This is a genomic window from Pseudomonas sp. Z3-6, from assembly GCF_051131985.1.
GTDB classification, from domain to species: Bacteria; Pseudomonadota; Gammaproteobacteria; order Pseudomonadales; family Pseudomonadaceae; genus Aquipseudomonas; species Aquipseudomonas zanjanensis.
Genome location: NZ_CP071644.1, coordinates 2,794,560 through 2,811,979 on the forward strand (window position 1 = coordinate 2,794,560; position 17,420 = coordinate 2,811,979).

At 61.4% G+C, this 17,420-nt stretch carries 17 protein-coding genes and 1 pseudogene; 15 read left to right on the forward strand and 3 right to left on the reverse strand.

Annotated features, from left to right (window positions below; genetic code table 11):
• Positions 1-100: 100 nt before the first annotated feature.
• The 15 genes and pseudogenes from trpC to J3P88_RS12975 all read left to right on the forward strand — a co-directional run bounded on the left by trpC (position 101) and on the right by J3P88_RS12975 (position 14,397).
• Positions 101-889: an indole-3-glycerol phosphate synthase TrpC gene (trpC, locus tag J3P88_RS12905; protein ID WP_434575673.1), complete on the forward strand. Its 789-nt coding sequence runs from the start codon at positions 101-103 to the stop codon at positions 887-889.
• Positions 886-1,941 (forward strand): Gfo/Idh/MocA family oxidoreductase, encoded by a 1,056-nt coding sequence (locus J3P88_RS12910; protein WP_434575675.1) that lies wholly within the window; start codon positions 886-888, stop codon positions 1,939-1,941. Before trpC ends, J3P88_RS12910 begins: the two co-directional genes overlap by 4 nt.
• Positions 1,938-3,071, forward strand: coding sequence for a DegT/DnrJ/EryC1/StrS family aminotransferase (locus J3P88_RS12915; protein WP_434575677.1), 1,134 nt, complete (start codon positions 1,938-1,940; stop codon positions 3,069-3,071). The genes J3P88_RS12910 and J3P88_RS12915 overlap by 4 nt, the downstream gene beginning before the upstream one ends.
• Complete coding sequence (locus tag J3P88_RS12920; RefSeq protein WP_186706185.1) at positions 3,068-4,183, forward strand: DegT/DnrJ/EryC1/StrS family aminotransferase; 1,116 nt, start codon at positions 3,068-3,070, stop codon at positions 4,181-4,183. Before J3P88_RS12915 ends, J3P88_RS12920 begins: the two co-directional genes overlap by 4 nt.
• Positions 4,167-5,036, forward strand: coding sequence for a sugar phosphate isomerase/epimerase family protein (locus J3P88_RS12925; protein WP_186706186.1), 870 nt, complete (start codon positions 4,167-4,169; stop codon positions 5,034-5,036). The genes J3P88_RS12920 and J3P88_RS12925 overlap by 17 nt, the downstream gene beginning before the upstream one ends.
• The gene (locus tag J3P88_RS12930) at positions 5,020-6,294 is read left to right on the forward strand and encodes a M20/M25/M40 family metallo-hydrolase (protein ID WP_434575678.1); all 1,275 of its coding nucleotides are present in this window, start codon (positions 5,020-5,022) and stop codon (positions 6,292-6,294) included. Before J3P88_RS12925 ends, J3P88_RS12930 begins: the two co-directional genes overlap by 17 nt.
• Positions 6,295-6,300: 6 nt before the next feature.
• On the forward strand, positions 6,301-7,386 hold the full coding sequence (locus J3P88_RS12935; protein WP_434575680.1) for an Ldh family oxidoreductase: 1,086 nt from the start codon (positions 6,301-6,303) through the stop codon (positions 7,384-7,386).
• The gene (locus J3P88_RS12940) at positions 7,383-8,300 is read left to right on the forward strand and encodes a Gfo/Idh/MocA family protein (protein WP_186706189.1); all 918 of its coding nucleotides are present in this window, start codon (positions 7,383-7,385) and stop codon (positions 8,298-8,300) included. The genes J3P88_RS12935 and J3P88_RS12940 overlap by 4 nt, the downstream gene beginning before the upstream one ends.
• On the forward strand, positions 8,290-8,706 hold the full coding sequence (locus J3P88_RS12945; protein WP_434575682.1) for a DUF6917 domain-containing protein: 417 nt from the start codon (positions 8,290-8,292) through the stop codon (positions 8,704-8,706). Before J3P88_RS12940 ends, J3P88_RS12945 begins: the two co-directional genes overlap by 11 nt.
• A gap of 68 nt (positions 8,707-8,774) precedes the next feature.
• Positions 8,775-9,227: pseudogene (locus J3P88_RS12950) on the forward strand (phenylalanine--tRNA ligase beta subunit-related protein); the annotation flags it as partial.
• 132 nt (positions 9,228-9,359) lie between these two features.
• Positions 9,360-10,571 (forward strand): tryptophan synthase subunit beta, encoded by a 1,212-nt coding sequence (gene trpB, locus J3P88_RS12955; RefSeq protein ID WP_434576432.1) that lies wholly within the window; start codon positions 9,360-9,362, stop codon positions 10,569-10,571.
• Positions 10,568-11,356, forward strand: a complete 789-nt coding sequence (gene trpA, locus J3P88_RS12960) for a tryptophan synthase subunit alpha (protein ID WP_434575683.1) — start codon at positions 10,568-10,570, stop codon at positions 11,354-11,356. The genes trpB and trpA overlap by 4 nt, the downstream gene beginning before the upstream one ends.
• Positions 11,353-11,979 (forward strand): phosphoribosylanthranilate isomerase, encoded by a 627-nt coding sequence (locus tag J3P88_RS12965; protein ID WP_186706193.1) that lies wholly within the window; start codon positions 11,353-11,355, stop codon positions 11,977-11,979. Before trpA ends, J3P88_RS12965 begins: the two co-directional genes overlap by 4 nt.
• Before the next feature lie 64 nt (positions 11,980-12,043).
• Positions 12,044-13,075 carry an anthranilate phosphoribosyltransferase gene (trpD, locus tag J3P88_RS12970; RefSeq protein WP_186706194.1) on the forward strand — a complete coding sequence of 344 codons (1,032 nt, stop codon included), beginning with the start codon at positions 12,044-12,046 and terminating at the stop codon, positions 13,073-13,075.
• A gap of 29 nt (positions 13,076-13,104) precedes the next feature.
• A complete protein-coding gene (locus tag J3P88_RS12975; protein ID WP_434575686.1) occupies positions 13,105-14,397 on the forward strand; it encodes a nucleotide sugar dehydrogenase in 1,293 nt (430 codons plus the stop codon).
• On the opposite strand, the gene J3P88_RS12980 is transcribed toward J3P88_RS12975, so the two are convergent.
• The 3 genes from J3P88_RS12980 to J3P88_RS12990 form a co-directional block, all read right to left on the reverse strand.
• Positions 14,379-15,179, reverse strand: a complete 801-nt coding sequence (locus J3P88_RS12980) for a helix-turn-helix transcriptional regulator (RefSeq protein ID WP_186706196.1) — start codon at positions 15,177-15,179, stop codon at positions 14,379-14,381. The two genes, J3P88_RS12975 and J3P88_RS12980, sit on opposite strands and share 19 nt — an antisense overlap.
• A gap of 79 nt (positions 15,180-15,258) precedes the next feature.
• Positions 15,259-15,843, reverse strand: a complete 585-nt coding sequence (locus J3P88_RS12985) for an anthranilate synthase component II (RefSeq protein WP_186706197.1) — start codon at positions 15,841-15,843, stop codon at positions 15,259-15,261.
• Positions 15,840-17,309, reverse strand: coding sequence for a chorismate-binding protein (locus tag J3P88_RS12990; protein WP_186706198.1), 1,470 nt, complete (start codon positions 17,307-17,309; stop codon positions 15,840-15,842). The genes J3P88_RS12985 and J3P88_RS12990 overlap by 4 nt, the downstream gene beginning before the upstream one ends.
• Between the last annotated feature and the right edge of the window lie 111 nt (positions 17,310-17,420).

The window sequence follows — 17,420 nt, forward strand, 5'->3', positions numbered from 1 at the left end:
GCCATTAGGTTTGCTCCTCGCCGGCTGACAGAGGAACAGCACTGTTTCTCTGCAGCCTTCTTACCGGCGCTATCCCAAACTCATTGATGGTGGTCGATCCATGCTCGAAGAGATTGTCAGATACAAAGTCCAGGAAACGGCTCAACGCAAGCAGGCGCATGGTATCGATGCCCTGCTCAAGCGGATTCGTGACGCACGAGCGCCCCGTCACTTTGCCGGTGCCTTGGCAGGCGAGGGAATCTCTCTCATTGCCGAAGCCAAGTACCGCTCGCCGTCCAAGGGCGTGCTGCGTGCTGACTATGATCCACTCCAGTTGGCGATGGCGTACCAGGCCGGGGGCGCCAGTGCCCTGTCGGTCATCGCCGACAGTCGGTTCTTTGGTAATGCGCCCCATGTCGTTGGCATGCTGGCCAACCATCCTCAAATCACCTTGCCGGTGATGTACAAGGACTTCATCGTTGATGAGTACCAAGTCTACGAGGCGCGGGCACTGGGCGCCGACGCGGTGTTGATGATCGTCCGCTGCCTGCCGCCCGGCAGCCTTGCGAGGTTGCATACCTTGGCGAACCAGCTGGGGCTGGATGTATTGGTGGAGACTTTTGACGAGGCGGACATCGACCAGGCGCTATCGGTCGACGCGTCGATAGTAGGTATCAACAATCGCGACCTCGATACCTTCAAGGTCGACTTCGACCGCTCCGCCCAATTGTTCGAGTGTCTGCCTGCTTCGGTTATCGCCGTGGCGGAAAGCGGTGTTGCCGGTCATCAGGACATGCAGTTGGTAGAACGCATCGGCTTTACCGCCGCGCTGGTGGGGGAACGTCTGCTAACAGCTGCTGACCCTTGCCTGGAGAGCCGTCGGCTGCTGGGCGCGGATGAGGCTGTATGACGATGCTGCGCTCAATCATCTTCGGCTTCGGTCACTGCGGGAGAAACCTGCATCTGGCCAGCCTGCGCTCATTGCATCGGCAGGGCTGCCTGCCCGATGTCGACACCACCATCACGGTCGTGGACCCTGAGCTGGGCGGTGGGTTGGTCGATGGCCTGGTGATGCTGCACTGTCTACCCGAGGCGTCGGCACTGCAGGGCAGGGTAGGTGTCGTGCACATCTGTACGCCACCGGCCCTGCACTTGCGTCATGTGCACGAGGCGCTTATGGCCGGTTTCCGATACATCATCATTGAGAAACCCATGGTGATGAACCTGGCCGAGGCCCAGGCACTGCGTTCCATGGAGCAACAATATGATGCGCAGATTCTGGTGGTTTCGGTGTGGGGCCACAGTCTGTTGATTCCACGGCTCACCCGGTGGCTGGAAGCCAGTGAACAGCCGCTTCGCAGTGTGCACGTCATCCATGACAAGCCTCGCTTTTCGCGCTCTTTCACCCGCCATGGCGAACACCTGTTCGACATTGAAATGCCGCATCAAGTCTGCCTGGCGTTGCTGTTCGCCGGTGCTCCGGCGTCCGGGTTTCACGCGCACACCGAAGATCTGCGCGTCGAAGGCAAGCTGCGCCAGGCCATGAAGGCGGGCAGCATCGGTTGGCACGATGAGCAAGGCATCGAGGTGCTGCTCGAATCGGATCTTGCCAGTCCGATCCGCCAACGCAGTGTGCGCCTGCAACTGGAAAGTGGCGAATGCTGCGAAGGTTTTTTCCCCGTAGGTGCCGACGACAGCTACGCACAGCTCAGATGCGACACCGAGCACAGTGGCAGTAGCACTCACCAGATCTTCGCTGACGAGCCCCTGACCACCTGTGTGGGCGAGTACTACCGCTATTTCCGGAACCACCTGCAGGGTCACGGCGGCGATATGCCTCGCAGCGGCACGGTGGCCTTCAACCAGCAGGTTGTCGAACTGCTGGAGCAGGCCCGCGGCGTTGCATCTGCCAGCGCATTGGCGTCGATCAATATGCATATGGCCAAGGAGGCCGTTCGATGAGTGTTCCGTTTTTCCAGATCACCGAAGGATTCACCCGCGCCTTGCCGCTGCTGGAGGAGGGGCTGGCGGAGTTTCATCGACAGTCCGGCTGGGTCAATGACCAACAGGTGCGGGCTTTTGAGCAGGCTATCGCCACTTATACCGGCGCGCCCCATGCTATCGCTACCGGCAACGCTACCGATTCGCTGATCATCTGTCTGATGGCGTTGGGCATCGGCCCGGGTGATGAAGTCATCGTGCCTTGCTACAGCTTCTTCGCTTCGGTCTCCTGCATCCTGCAAGTGGGGGCGACGCCGGTGTTCGTCGATATCGAACCTGGCAGCTATGCAATTGACTGCTCCCTGATCGAAGCCTGCATCACCCGGCGTACCCGAGCCATCATGCCAGTCCATCTGTTCAGGCAAATGGCCGAAATGGATGCGTTGATGGACATCGCCTGCCGACATGGGCTGAAGGTTGTCGAGGACAGCGCCGAAGGAATCGGAATGCGCTGGAACGACAGGCATGCCGGGCTGATCGGGGACCTTGGCGTACTGTCGTTCTTCCCCACCAAGACCCTGGGTGCGCTCGGCGATGCCGGAATGGTCCTGACCCGCGATGCGGACCTGGCCAGGCGGGTGCGACAGATCCTCGACAATGGCCGTGATGCCAGCGGCCTGGCGCAGTGCCTGGGCTACAACAGCCGAATGGACGACCTGCAGGCCCTATGGCTGAGGGCGCGCTTGCCCGAGCTGGACCAGGAGATCGAACGACGTGCCGCGCTTCGCGATACCTACGACTTGCACCTGGGGCCCTTGGGTGAATACCTGCAGGTGCCGGTCACGTTGCCTCGGGCAGCGCGCCAGCGATGCGTCGACTATGTCTACCTGATCGAGGCGCAGAACCGTGACGGCCTGGTCGAGCATCTCGCTGCGCGCGGGGTTGGCGTCGAGGCCTACTACCCGCTGCCGCTGCACCTGCAGCCGGTGTGCGCCGGGCCAACCCATGCCGAGGGTCGCTTTCCGGTCGCCGAGCGGGCCGCCACCCGGGCGTTGGGCCTTCCTCTCTATGCCGATCTGAGTGCGTCAGATGTTGCCAGCGTGTGCCAGGCGATCACCGAGTTCTATGCCGCTGCCGGAGCCCAGTCATGATCAAGTACCAGGATTTCCAACGCCGTTATCCCAATGCGCAGACACAGATACTCGAGATTCTCGCTGCCCGGGTCCAACAAGGCGATTTCATTCTCAAGCAGCAGGTTCAGGATTTCGAGCAAGCCCTGGCGGCCAAGGTCGGTGCGCGCCACGCTGTCTGTGTAAGTTCTGCGACCTCCGGCCTGACCCTGTCGCTGATTGCATCCGGTATCGGGCCGGGAGATGAGGTCATAACACCTGCTTTTTGCTACGTATCGGCCGCCTCATCCATTGTGCAGGCGGGTGCTACACCGATATTCGTGGACGTTGCCCCCCACAGCGGCGTGCTCGAAGCCGAGGCCGTCGTCCGCGCCTTGACCCCCCGGACGCGGGCGGTATTGGTCGCCCACCTGTTCAGCGGCCTGGCTGACATCGATGCGTTGCGTGAGGCATTGCCCGAGGATGTGCTGATTCTCGAGGACAGTGCTACCGCATTCGGGGCGCGCCTGCGCGGCCGTCATGCAGGCACACTCGGTGACATTGGCGTGTATTCATTCTTTGCGGCCAAACCCTTGGGCGGTATCGGCGATGGTGGTGCGGTGATTACTGACGACGACCAGGTGGCGGGAGCCCTCCGGATGCTGCGCAATCATGGGCAGGACGGCCGTCGGCGTTTCTACCACCAGCGCTTGGGATACAACAGCCGCATGGATGAGACCAATGCCGCCTGGCTGCAGGCCCGGTTGCGGGAAAACGACTTGCACCTGGCCCGCAAGCAGGCCATTGCAAAGGCCTACGACGAAGCCATCGAAGCCAGCGACGGCGTGTTGCTCGGCCAGCATCGCGGTACCCCGGATTTCTCCCCTCACGCCTATGTCGTGCGCAGTGCAGAGCGTGAGCGGCTAGCCAGGCATCTCACCGCGCGCGGTATCCAGACCCGCGTGCATTTTCCTGTGCCCTTGCCTGAGCAGCCGGCGTTTGTCCAATGGTCCGCAGGGCCGGCGCACTACCCCAATGCGCGTCTGCTGGGCAAGCAATGCCTGGCATTGCCCCTGTGCTCCGGCATGAGCGACGGGCAGGTATCGCGCGTCATCGAGGCGTTGAAGGAGTTCAGCCATGCCGAGGTCATTTAAGCTCACGGGAATCGCCGATGAAGGCTGCGCGTCCTTGGCCGAGCAGTTGGCGTGCCACGCTGAACTGGGCTGGCGACATCTCGAGCTGCGCAGTGTCGACAGCGTGCCGCTGGCCAACCTGTCGGAACGATCACGCGTATCGATGTGCGATTCGCTGCTCGCACAGTCCATGGACGTGGTGGTCCTGGCCTCACAGATCGGCAATTGGGGCAGCAGGATCGATACCGACTGGCAGACTGACCGGGCCGAATTGCAATGCCTGTTACAGATGGCCGGGCGTCTGGGGACGCGGATGATCCGTGTCATGTCCTACCCCAATTGTGGCTGGGACGAGGCCCGCTGGCGGCATGCGGTCATTGAGCGATTCAAGCGTCTGGTGGAAGTGGCCGAAGACGCCGACGTCGTGCTGATACACGAGAACTGTGCCGGGTGGGCCGGCCAGGGCGCCGAGCAGACCCTGCAGTTGCTCGATGCCGTTGGCTCGGATCACTTGAAGCTGCTGTTCGATATCGGCAATGGTCTGAGCTATGGCTATGACGCCCTGGGATTCCTGCGCCAAGTGCTTCCTCATGTGGCGCATGTGCATCTGAAGGATGGTTGCTGGGTATCGGACGAAGTGCACTACACCTTCCCCGGAGAAGGGCAAGTGGGTGCCAGGGACTGCATTGAGCTGTTGATGGGCGAGGGTTACGACGGTTGGTTTTCGATCGAGCCGCACCTGTGCCTGATCCCGCATCTCAAACAGACGGCTACGGACCCGCATCGACAAAGGCAGACCTATCAGGCCTATGCCGAGCATGCGCGGGACTTGCTGCAATCCTGCAGGGAGGCAAGACATGCTGTTCACGGATAAATATGTAGACCGGCTTGAGCAACTGCTGCGCATCGACACCGTGACCCCGATGGAGACCGGACAGCCCTCGTGCATTGCCCAGGCCAATACCCTGTTCGCCCAGTGGGCGCAGACAGTCGGCATGCGCGAGGTGTTCAGCGGTCCAGGCGTCCTGCCCGATGAGGCGCGGGTGCCGGTTTCGGTGCTACGCCGGATGAACGAGGCGCCCGAGTTCCTGGCTTGGCAGCCGCATAGCGTTCTGGAGATCGGCAACGGGCCGCGGGAACGTACGATCATGTTCAATTTCCACATGGACACTGTGTCACCTCATCTGCCGGTGCGGGTGCTCGACGGCGCCGTACAGGGTCGCGGCGCGGTGGATAATAAGGGGCCAGGCTTGGCGGTGCTGGCAGCCCTGGAGGCATTGCAGATGCAAGAGCCGCAGGTGCTGGACGATATCCGCGTGCTGATCCAGGTGGTGGCCGGTGAAGAAGGGGGCGCCATGGGCGTCTATGGCACCCACTACCTGTGCCAGCAGGGTCACCTGGGGTGTTTGAACATCTTTGTGGAACCGACGGGAGCCGGTTACTTCGATGCCTCTACCACCTCCATGACGTATGAAGTACGGATGGACGGCAGGGATTCGACCGACGACTTTCCGCACCAGGGCGACAATGCTTCGCTGGTTCTGGGTTTCATCGCCCAGGCCATGGCTGCCCAGTTGGCAGAGCCGATGCACGCGCTGCAGGTGAAGATGACCCTGGCCGGTCTGCATACCGGCATGCACCACAACCGGGTTTACGGTAGCGGGCACTGTCTCTTCAATTTTGCCTATCGCAGCGCCGCTCAGGCGCGCGATGCCGAAGTGTTGGTGGAGCAAGCGTTCGACCAGGCGTTGCAGCAGTGCGGCTCACGTTTCGCCCAAAGCCCGCCATTCCTCATGACTGTCGAACGCCTGCGCACCACCTGCAGCGCTCGTTGGCTCAAGCGCGGCTTGCCGGTCCTGAACAACCACCATGTGGCCTTGCAGCGCCTGTTGGGCGAGGCCGGCATCGTGCCGAACCCGGATGCCGAACAGGCCTTCACCTGCGATGCGATGTGGGCTCAGGGCGACGGCGTCTACAGCGTCGTCTGGGGGCCGGGCTCACTGGCCGACAACGGTGCGCACACCTCCCGTGAATACGTTTCGATCAATGACCTGGACACCTTTGCAGTTGCTGTAAAGCGGCTGCTACGCCGCTTTGCCGAGCCGATCGCAAACACTCTCAAGCAAGGATAAAACGCTATGGATTTCTTCTGCATTGCAGCCAACGAGCTGCATGGGTTCACTGTGGCTGCCCTCAAGGCAGCCGGGTTCACCGCATCCCAGGCCCAGAAGGCGGCGCCCGTGTTATTGCATGCCGATCTGAACGGCCACGATACCCATGGCATCGCCAACCTGGTCAATGTCTATATCGCCGGTGCCCGGAGCGGTGAAATCAACCTGGCCGCCACCGGCCAGTGGATCAGCGATCAAGGGGCCTGCGCCACGCTTGATGCCGACGGCGGGCTGGGACTGTTGGCGGGACAGCAGGCCATGGAACGGACCATCGACAAGGCCCGGGACTTTGGGATTGGCTGTGCGGTGGTGCGCAACAGTTCGCACTTCGGCGCGGCAGGTTTCTACGCCAGCATGGCACTGGAACACGGCATGATCGGCATGGCTATGACCAACCTGGGTCGTGAGCCCGTCGCTCATCCGCTGGGCAGTATGGCGCCCTTGATGGGGACGAACCCGATCAGCCTGGCGGCTCCGGTGGCTGCTATGCCAGCGCCATTTCTGTTGGACATGAGCACGACGGTCTGCGCCAGCGGCAAGATCAAACAGGCCATTCGACGCCAGCAAACCATTCCCACCGGCTGGCTTCACGATGCCGAAGGCCGCGAGGTTAGCGATCCTGGCGCGTACCTGGACGGCAGCGCGATGTTGCCGATGCTCGGCGGGGCTTACGCGGAGCAGGGCGGACACAAGGGCTTGGGCCTTGGGATGATGGTCGAGATCCTGTGTGGGGTGCTCAGTGGTGCCCAGACCGGTGCGGACCTTGGCAACCCGGGGCGCAATAGCATCGGCCACTTCTTCCTGGCCCTGTCCCCCGAAGCCTTTGGTGCTGGCGAAGGTTTCCGCTCGTCGATGGACCGATTGCTCCAGCACATCACGCAGGCGCCTGTGCATCCGGCGTTCGACCCGCTGAGCTATCCCGGCGCGCCTGACCTGAGGGTGCGTACCGAACGCCTGGCACAGGGCATTCCCGTCGATGCCGCACTGTTGGAGCAGCTCGATAGCATCGCGGGACAACTCGGTATTTCACAAATCACGAGGACAGCGGCATGACCATAAGGCTTGGCATCATCGGCATGGGAGTGATCTCCCACTACTACCTCAAGGCGCTGCAAGACAGCACCCTGTGCCAGCTGGTGGCGGTGTGCGACAAGGCGCCCGAACGGCTGGCGCCATTCGCGGCGACGGATGTGCGTTGCCATACCGATTACACCACCTTGCTCGCCGACCCGGACCTCGACGCGGTGATCATCAACCTGCCCAACCATCTTCATTTCACCGCTTGCATGGCTGCCCTGGAGGCGGGCAAGCATGTGTGCTGCGAGAAGCCATTGACCCTCGAACTGGACCAGGCCGAGCAGTTGCGCGACATGGCCCGCCGCTTGAACTTGACGCTGCTCACGGCCTTTCACCGACGCTACAACACCCACCTGCTCAATGCCGTGAAGCAAGGCCTGTTCAATGGTGCGGTGCATGTTCGGGCGCGTTACCACGAGCGCATCGAGGATCATGCCGGCCATGACACCTGGTATTTGGACAGTGCCTCCTGTGGTGGCGGCTGCATTGCCGACAATGGCCCGAATGTCTACGACACGCTGAGCTTTGTGCTTGGCCGACTCGAGGTCACTGGGGCGCAGGTTCGTCGAAATGCGTTGGGGATCGACATGGGGGCATTGGTCACGCTGACCAACGCGGTCGGGCTTGAGGCGAGCGTTGAACTGAGCTGGGACTATGCCCACGGCGAACAGAAAGACCTGGTGATCGACTACGCCGACGGACGCCAAGTCATCGTCGACCTGCTCAAGGACAGCGTGGGTTTCAAGACGTCCCTCTATCACGAATACGAGGGCGTCATCGCCCATCTAGCCAGGAGCATCCAAGGCATGGTCGAAGACGGTTCGATTGGTGTCGATGCGGTGCGGCTGGTGCGCGCTACCTATGCCATGGAGGCCCGCGATGCTCGCTGAACAGCCCCGTCAGCCGTCCAAGGCCAGGCTCGAGACTAGGCTGGTGAAGCTGCTCTATCACACTCAGCAAGCACGTGGCATGACGTTGATCGAGCACCGCTCCCGTTGTGTGCGGCGCGGCGAGTTGCACGAAGTGGTGACGACCGACCAGTCAGGGGCTAAGCCGGGCGACCGGATTGAGCGGGTCGGCTTCATCGGCTTCGTCGAAATCCAGCAGGCCGGGGTCATCGAGCGCGGTGATCGGGTGTTGCTAGGCGACACCTGCATTGGTCAGGTCATTGGCTTTGACGAATGCCACTTTCCCAACCACTACAACATCCTGATAGCGGCGGACGACCTGCTGACCGGTGGCACCCTCCGGGATTGCGGCTTAGGCAGTTACCTGCACTTCGAGGAAGAGCAATGAACGAGATATTCGAGATCGATGTATCGGCAGCGGCGCGCGTGCAGTTTCCAGGCGCCAGGGTCCTGGCAATGCGCCTGCCTGGCGTGGGAAGCGTCGATGGGGCAGGGCTTGACTGGTCGGCCAACCGCGCAGCATGGACTGGCGTAGACAAGGATGCCTTGCTGACCCACCCATCGATTGCGCCGTATGCGAACTACTACCAACGTGCGGGCATTAATCCGCGCAAGCACCTGCCTTCGGTCGCCAACTTCATCCACCGTGCATTCGGCCGGGCCCGGGCGCGGTTGCCGCGCATAAATGAGGTGGTCGATACGGTCAATTGGGTGGCGGTCTCCACCATGACTTCGCTGGGGGCATTTGATGCCGCAGGAATCGAGGGACCGGTGCTGCTGGACCTCTCTGGTGAGGACGAGTCGTACGAGCCCGTTGGCGGCCAAGGACGCGAGCCGCTGCCGGCTGGCCTGCTGGTGCTGCGTGACTCAAAGAAAGTCTTGTCGCTGTTTTCCATTCGAGACACGGTCCATACCGCTACCCGCGACAGCACCTCTGACCTGCTGTTGCTAGGGTGCGTATTGCCGCCACTCGACAGCACCCCAGTCAGGGCAGCCCTGCAACTTGTCGCGCAACGCCTGGGAGATGGGCGTTCGCCAGCGCTGGAAACCCTGGCGGGGCAAGGTCCTTGGTTCGATGACCATGGTGGGTGTTTCATCGCTGAAACACTCTCGCCTCCGGTCAGCGAACTGACCGAGCGTTATCAGCAAATCATCGCCAGTGCAGCGTTCCAGCAACGTTATCGCAGCTTGCTCAAACACTATGTGGGGCGGGCTACTCCCTTGACGTTGGTGGAGAACTTCTCCCGGGAAATCGGGGTGAAAACCTACCTCAAACGCGAAGACCTGGCCCATACCGGCGCCCACAAGATCAACAATGCCCTGGGTCAGGCGCTGCTGGCGCAGATGATGGGTAAACGCCGCGTGGTCGCAGAAACAGGTGCAGGCCAACATGGCGTGGCGACTGCTGCGGCCTGTGCCTTGCTGGGGATCGAATGCGTGATCTATATGGGCTTGCGTGATATGCAACGCCAGGCGCTGAACGTACAACGCATACGGTTGATGGGCGCGCGGGTAGTGGCGGCCACTGGCGGCACCCAGACCCTCAAGGACGCGATCAACGACGCCCTGCGCGACTGGGTGGCCAATGCCGACACGACCTATTACCTGCTGGGATCGGCGTTGGGCCCGCACCCATACCCGGCCATCGTCCGCTATTTCCAGAGCGTCATCGGCGACGAGGCCAGGCAGCAGTTCGCCGCGCTTGAGGACGGAGCACTCCCGGATGCGCTGGTGGCATGTGTCGGAGGGGGATCGAACGCCATCGGGTTGTTTTCGGCCTTCATCGAGGAACCTGACGTGCAGTTGTTCGGTGTCGAGGCCGCCGGCCAGGGCGAAAGCACTGGCAATCATTCGATCCGTTTCGGCCAGGGCGGACAGAGCCGCTCCGGGGTCTTGCAAGGGTGTCGCTCCTACGTCCTGCAGGACGCCAATGGGCAGATAGGTGAAACCCACAGCATTGCGCCCGGACTGGATTACCCGATGGTCGGGCCTGAGCATGCCCAGTTGCGTGACAGCGGTCGCGCCAATTATCTCTGGGCCAGCGATGACGAGGCGCTGCAAGCACTCCAGCTGCTATCGCGCTGTGAAGGCATCATCCCGGCCCTGGAAAGCGCCCATGCGTTGGCCGGCGCCATCAAGGTCGCGCGGCAACTGCCCCAGGGAGCGCGAATCATCATCAACCTCAGCGGGCGTGGCGACAAGGACATGCAAACCATTGCCCAGCTCACGAGCGCGGAGGAAGTCCCCCAATGAACCGTATCGACAGCTGTTTCGCCGATCTCGCGCAAAGAGGCGAAAAGGCCCTGATGCCTTACCTGACGGTCGGCTATCCGGCACTGGACAGCCTGCCGGAGCTGGTACAGGCCGCACGTAATGCTGGTGCGGATGTCATCGAGCTGGGTGTGCCTTTCTCCGATCCGGTCGCCGATGGTCCGGTGATCCAACAGACCAGCCACGCAGCGATTGCCAATGGCATGACCATGACGTTGGCATTGAAGCAGATCGCCGGACTTCCCCAGGACGACCAGGCGCCCGCGCTGGTGGTGATGACCTATACGAATCTTCTGCTTAACCATGGTTACGAGCGGTTCGCCGCGCAGGCCGCCGAGGCGGGCATCAGTGCAGTGATTGTCCCGGACATGCCGGTCGAGGCCAGTGGTGAGTTGCGTGCCGCCCTGGAGGCCCACGGTTTGTATCAGATCTTTCTGATGACACCGAACCTCAGCGACGAGCGCCTGCGCACGATTGCCGAACACGCCAAGGGCTTCATCTATCTGGTGTCGGTGCTGGGCACGACCGGTGAGCGCGACCAATTGGCCGACATCGGTCCGTTAGTGGCGCGGGTACGGCGATTTACTGACTTGCCTTTGGCGGTTGGTTTCGGCATCGGCACCCCCGAACAGGCCCGAGTCATGTGGCAGCAGGCAGAGGGCGTGATCATTGGCAGCGCTTTGGCACGCCGGCTGGCCGACCCGGTCGAAGCCGCTACGCAGGCCCACCACTATCTCGCTGGTTTCAAGGCCGGGGGCCGGCGATGAATGGCTGGCAGCAGGGAACGATCAAGGTGTGCGGGGTACGGACACCGGAAGATATCCAGGCGTGCCTGCAAGCCCGTGTCGATTTGATCGGCCTGGTACTGGTGCCTGGTTCGAAGCGCGAACTGTCGCCCAAACAGGCAACGGTCTTGCGTGACCTGATCGGTGACCAGGCCAGGGTAGTGGGCGTGTTCATGAATCAGTCGTACAGCCAGGTCTACGAAACCACCCTGGCCCTGGACCTGGATCTGGTGCAGTTGCATGGCCAGGAGCAGGGGCGTTGTTGGGAGCAGCTGGGACGGCCTTTGATTCGTCGTGTGATGCCGTCGGATTACCGTCGCGATCGAAGGGCCTCGGCGCTGCCACTGGTCGATGCAGGGGCAGGCCATGGGGTTGCGCATCCTTGGCCGGCCGCGCGCTACCCGGAGGCGATGATCGCGGGCGGTTTGACGGTCAACAGTGTCGCAGCGTTGATCGAAGCACTCGAGCCCGCGGCCGTGGATGTGTCCTCGGGGGTGGAGTCGTCGCCGGGTTGCAAGTCACCCCGGGCTATTGAGGAGTTCTGTCGAAATGCCCGGCTCGCCTTCGAGCAGGTGCGACGCGTGCAACGCAGCATCAATCAGTAATGACGGCAGCCGCCGTGGCCTGCCAACAGGCGGGATCAGCCCAGCTAACAGGTGAGGGAGAACAATGCCGCAGAATGTGCGTGGAGTGGTTGCACGGTACAGCCAGGGGGAGCCGGTCGAGGCGCATCAGTTGCAAAGCGCCTTTCGAGCATTGATGCAGGGACAGCTGCCGGACTCGTTGATCGCTGCGCTGCTGGTGGCTTTGCAAGTGAAGGGCTTGGAGTTCCAGGCGATCGAGTGTGTCGCCCGCGTGGTACGTGAATTTCTGATTCCGGTGCGGCATTCGGTGGCGGGGCCGCTGGTGGACCTGTGCGGAACAGGAGGGGATGCGCGGGCCACGTTCAACGTGTCGACCACCGCCAGCTTTGTGGTGGCCGCGGCGGGTGTGCGGGTGGCTAAACATGGCAACCGCAGTGTCAGCTCGACCTGTGGCAGCGCCGATGTACTGGAAGCGCTGGGCCTGGATTTGCAATTGACGCCCGCACAGATCGCTACGTGCCTGGAACGAGTGGGGATTGGCTTCATGTTCTCGCCAGTCCATCGACCGGCTCTGCCGGGCTTGACGCGGGTCCGCAGTGAACTGGCCATCCGCACGATTTTCAATGTCATCGGCCCGCTGACCAACCCCGCTGCGGCGAGCAGGCAATTGCTGGGTGTGTTCAGCGCCGAGCTGGTGCCGATCATGGCGCAGGTACTCAGGGCACTGGGCAGCGAGCGCGCGCTGGTGGTCCACGGCGAGGATGGCTTGGACGAGATTTCCCTATCCGGTAGCACGCTGGTCGCTGAGCTCTGGGATGGCGACATACGCCAGTACCACCTCCACCCCAGCGATTTCGGAATGAAGGTGTGTGATCTGGCAAGCCTGCAGGTCAGCAGCATCGACCAGGCCCGGGCGTTATGCCTGGAAGTGCTCGCGGGTCGGGAAGGTGCTCCACGCGACATTGTCCTGCTCAACAGTGCTGCGGCGCTCTACCTGGGCGACAGGGTCGAGAGTATCGCCCAGGGGCTGGAGCTGGCGACCGGCATTCTGGACAGCGGAAAGGCCATGCAAACCTATGAATCGTTGTTGTCATTTACCCGTGGATTGCGAAATTGAAGGCACAGCCGGGTTTCAAGGAGCGAAGGATGGAACAGATTTTTGGGACTGTCGCGGTGGTGGGGCTGGGCTATGTCGGGCTTCCTCTGGCGGTTGAGTTCGGCAAGCGCTTGCCGACCATAGGCTTCGATATCTGCCAGCACAGTATCGATCAATTAGGCGATGCCATAGATCCATCCGGGGAGCTTGGCGAGGAGCAGATGCAGCAGGCGCACTTGCTCACCTATACGAGCGATCCGGCGGCGCTGCGCGGCGCGGACATTATCATCGTCGCGGTCCCCACACCTGTGGATGCGGCGAATCAACCTGATTTGTCACCCTTGATACGAGCCAGTGAAACGGTGGGGCGGAACATGAAGCCCGGGGCATTGGTCATCTACGAGTCGACCGTTTACCCGGGCGCGACCGAGGAACGGTGCATTCCCGCCTTGCAGGAGGCTTCGGGGCTGGTGTGGAAAGAGGGCTTCACTGTCGGCTACTCGCCTGAGCGAATCAATCCCGGCGATCGTACCCACACGCTTTGCGATATTGTCAAAGTCGTGTCCGGCGACAGTCCGCAGAGCTTGCAGACTGTGGCCGCGTTGTACGAGCTGATTGTCCGGCCGGGGGTGCATCGTGCTCCTTCGATCAAGGTGGCCGAAGCGGCCAAGGTCATTGAGAACACCCAGCGCGACCTGAACATCGCCCTGATGAATGAGTTATCGCTGATCTTCTCGGAACTGAAGATCGACACCTGCCAGGTGCTGGAAGCGGCGAACACCAAGTGGAACTTCCTTGATTTCAAGCCAGGGCTGGTAGGCGGTCACTGCATTGGCGTCGATCCCTATTACCTCACCTACAAGGCCGAGTCCCATGGCTACCATCCCCAAGTGATCCTTGCCGGGCGACGGATCAACGATGGCATGGGCAAGTGGGTCGTCGAGAAAACCATCAAGCTGCTGATCGCCGCCAACCGTGTGGTGAAGGGCTCGACGATCAATGTGCTGGGAATCACGTTCAAGGAAAATTGCGTAGATGTGCGCAATTCGAAGGTTCACGACATCATCGTCGAATTGCGAGCCTATGGCGTCAACGTCCATGTGCATGACCCACTGGCCGACCCGGCGACGGTCATGCGTCAGTACGACTGCGCATTGAGCAGTTGGGAACAGCTGCCCGCAGGCGATGCGCTGATCGTGGCTGTGCCGCATGAGGCCTATCGGCGCACCTCATTGCAGCAAATGCGCACCAAGTTATTGCCCGGGGCGTGTGTGATTGATGTCAAGGCTGTCCTGGATCGGGAGTCCTACGAGGCCGAGGGTTATCATTTCTGGCGTCTGTAAACCGGTGGGGCAACCGTCGGCATGACCAGCCCGCAGGCCGCTGCAGCACTGACGGCCTGTTGGCGACTCACCGAACCCAGCTTGCGTCGGGCATTGAGCAGGTGGAAGTCGATGGTGCGCTCGGAACAGGTCAGGATGTGGCTAATCTCCCAAGTGGTCTTGCCGACGCTGGCCCAATACAGGCAGTCCAACTCCTTGGGCGTGAGGTCCTGGCAGGGTTGGGCAGGAACCTGCAACTGATGGCGCATTCCGGCGAGCAGGTAGGGGATGAGCATGAACAGTTGATAAACGGCAGGGTTGGAAAAGCCCTCCTGTTCGGTGATCTGGGTGTCATCGAAAGCCACACTCAGTGTTCCCCTGAGCAGCTCGTAGCGCAGCGGGATGCTCAGGCCGCTGCGCAGGCCGTGTTGCTCGCGTTGTTGCCAGAAGTGCCGGGAACGTCCACGGGCGCGCCTGCGCTCGCTGTCCCAGAAAAAAGGTAGCAGTTCGCGTCGACAGTGCCTGAGTATCGGGTCGATCTCGATCAACCCGTCACCGCGATAGTGTTCCAGCCAGCGTTTGGGAAAGGTGGTGATGAGGCCGGCGAGAGGGTCGGTATCCCTCGGTGCTGCCGGTCCCAGGCTGATGAGGTAGCTGCCGAAGCCGAGCTGACGCAGCACTTTGTTCAGCAGGCGCTCCCAATCGCAACGGTTGGCATCTTTGGCGAGACTCATGAAGGCGGTCAGCGGTGCGGTACGCCCGGCCTGGTTCCGGCTGCAGACGGGGGAGTTGTGTTTGTCCATAAACGAGTCGCTCTTGTTATAGCGGGAATGAAACAGCTGGAGCACGGAAAAAGAAGGGGAGTGCGCCCCTTCTGGCGGATCACTGGTGCACGTAACACTTGATGAAACTGCGAAACAGGTCCAGGCCGTTTTCGGTCAGGATGCTCTCAGGGTGAAACTGCACTCCTTCCACTGGCAGGTGGCGATGACGCACACCCATCACATAGCCGTCATCGGTGGATCTCGAGGTGACTTCCAGGCTGTCGGGTAGCTGCTGGTCGCTGACCATCAACGAGTGGTAGCGGGTGGCCTGTATGGCGCGTGCCTGCGTGTGGTCATAGACGCCCTTGCCATCGTTCTCGATCGTGCTCACTTTGCCGTGCATCACGTGCGGGGCGCGGCAAACCTGAGCGCCGAAGGCCAGGCCGATGGCTTGATGACCCAGGCATACGCCCAGTAGCGGCAAACGCCCCTGCAAGTGCCTGATCACTTCGATGTAGCCAACGTCGGCCGGATGCCCAGGCCCAGGGCCCAGCACGCAGAAGTCCGGCGAAAAATCCTCGATGCGTTGGAGGAGGTCTGGCACGTCGTGACGCTCGACGCGGGTTTCCAGCCCCAGTTGTTCCAGGTACTGGCTGATGATAAAGACGAAGCTGTCGTAGGCGTCGATCAGGAATACTTTCACAGTGCGATCTCCTTGCCGGTCACTGCCCGGTATACAGAACCCATCTTGTACAGCGTCTCTTTCCACTCCATCTCGGGAACGGAGTCGGCGACCACCCCGGCGGATGCACGCAAGTGGTAGGTCCCCTCGTCGAAGACGGTCGAGCGAATGCACAGGGCGGTATTTACACTGCCATCAAAACCCACCAGGCCAAGGGCTCCGGCGTAGATGCCCCGGCGGTTGCTCTCCATTCCCTCGATCAGTTCCATTGCCCTGACCTTGGGCGCGCCGGACATGGTTCCTGCGGGGAATGAGGCCTTGATCACGTCGTAGGCATCCAGGCTTGGGCGCAGCAGACCGCGAACGTTCGACACCATGTGGTAGAGGTGCGAGTACTCCTCTACCAGCATGAATTCGTCGACTTCCAGCGAGCCGGCCTGGCAGACGCGACCGATATCATTGCGACACAGATCGATGAGCATCAGGTGCTCGGCGCGTTCCTTCTCCGAGCGGGTCAGCTCCAGCACCAGTTGGGTCGGATCGACGCCAGGCTTCTTGCCGACAGTACCGGCGATCGGACGCATCTCAATCAAATCGTCCTTGATCCTGACGAACAGCTCCGGACTGGCACCGATCAGGTCGATACCGCCCACATGGGCCAGGTACATGTAAGGAGAGGGGTTGCGCAGGCGCAGGTTCTGGTACACATCGAACGGCGCAACCTGCGAGCGAATGCGGATCTCATGGCCGAGTTGGATCTGGTAGACGTCGCCGGCGCGGATGTGCTCCATTGCGACTTCGACACGTTCGCAAAATTGCTCCGGGGTGACCGTGCGGATTTCCTCGAATGTCTCTGGATACGGTGGCAGATCCACTGCCTCGCACGCCGGGGTTGCGCTCAGGAAGGGGTAATCCTCCACTGTACGGGGCGCCCACAGAGGGTGGTTGTTGATCAGGGTTTCGACAATGCCGTTGCTGTGGAAATAAACCAGTGTCTGATAGACCGACAGGGCGATGAGCGGGTAGCTGTAGGTCTGTTCGGCGAGATCGGGAAGGCGCTCGATCAGGCGAACGCAGTCGTAGGAGAAATAGCCGAAGAACGCCAGGCTGGACGGGGCATTGGGTGCAGGCTGGAACGTAGCCTGGATGGTCCGGAGCAGGTTCCACCCTGACTCGCTGTCCGGTAGGTGGATCTTGTGCTCGGGATCGACCTGCACCCCCCCTTGTTGCAGGCTGGCGGACAAGTGTTCACACAGCGCAGGACAGCCTCGCAGTTGTGCCTGGCCCTCATCGATACACACTTCGAAAAGGGGATCGAGCCCGACGATCGTCGCCCGGCGATCGCGGCTTGGACCGGACAGTGATTCAAGAATGAAGACAGACTCGCGACCCAGTTGCTCCAGTGCATTTGCATATATGCCAAGTGCATCTGTAGATCGACGTTCTTCGCGGCGAAGAACATTGACGTCAATTAAATGTTTATTCACGGTTATACCATTTTCAAGGTGCAACGATTCAGGCACTCCATTAAGAGAGCACCACGGGAATATAAAGTGCGCAGGCACTTTAAATAGGTGTTGACGGATATCCTGAATGTT

Coding starts and splice junctions, on each gene's coding strand:
- J3P88_RS12915 (WP_434575677.1), top strand. CDS start 1,938: ATGAGTGTTCCGTTTTTCCAGATCACCGAAGGATTCACCCGCGCCTTG.
- J3P88_RS12925 (WP_186706186.1), top strand. CDS start 4,167: ATGCCGAGGTCATTTAAGCTCACGGGAATCGCCGATGAAGGCTGCGCG.
- J3P88_RS12965 (WP_186706193.1), top strand. CDS start 11,353: ATGAATGGCTGGCAGCAGGGAACGATCAAGGTGTGCGGGGTACGGACA.
- trpD (WP_186706194.1), top strand. CDS start 12,044: ATGCCGCAGAATGTGCGTGGAGTGGTTGCACGGTACAGCCAGGGGGAG.
- J3P88_RS12920 (WP_186706185.1), top strand. CDS start 3,068: ATGATCAAGTACCAGGATTTCCAACGCCGTTATCCCAATGCGCAGACA.
- J3P88_RS12945 (WP_434575682.1), top strand. CDS start 8,290: ATGCTCGCTGAACAGCCCCGTCAGCCGTCCAAGGCCAGGCTCGAGACT.
- trpC (WP_434575673.1), top strand. CDS start 101: ATGCTCGAAGAGATTGTCAGATACAAAGTCCAGGAAACGGCTCAACGC.
- J3P88_RS12935 (WP_434575680.1), top strand. CDS start 6,301: ATGGATTTCTTCTGCATTGCAGCCAACGAGCTGCATGGGTTCACTGTG.
- J3P88_RS12930 (WP_434575678.1), top strand. CDS start 5,020: ATGCTGTTCACGGATAAATATGTAGACCGGCTTGAGCAACTGCTGCGC.
- J3P88_RS12940 (WP_186706189.1), top strand. CDS start 7,383: ATGACCATAAGGCTTGGCATCATCGGCATGGGAGTGATCTCCCACTAC.
- trpA (WP_434575683.1), top strand. CDS start 10,568: ATGAACCGTATCGACAGCTGTTTCGCCGATCTCGCGCAAAGAGGCGAA.
- J3P88_RS12975 (WP_434575686.1), top strand. CDS start 13,105: ATGGAACAGATTTTTGGGACTGTCGCGGTGGTGGGGCTGGGCTATGTC.
- J3P88_RS12910 (WP_434575675.1), top strand. CDS start 886: ATGACGATGCTGCGCTCAATCATCTTCGGCTTCGGTCACTGCGGGAGA.
- J3P88_RS12980 (WP_186706196.1), bottom strand. CDS start 15,179: ATGGACAAACACAACTCCCCCGTCTGCAGCCGGAACCAGGCCGGGCGT.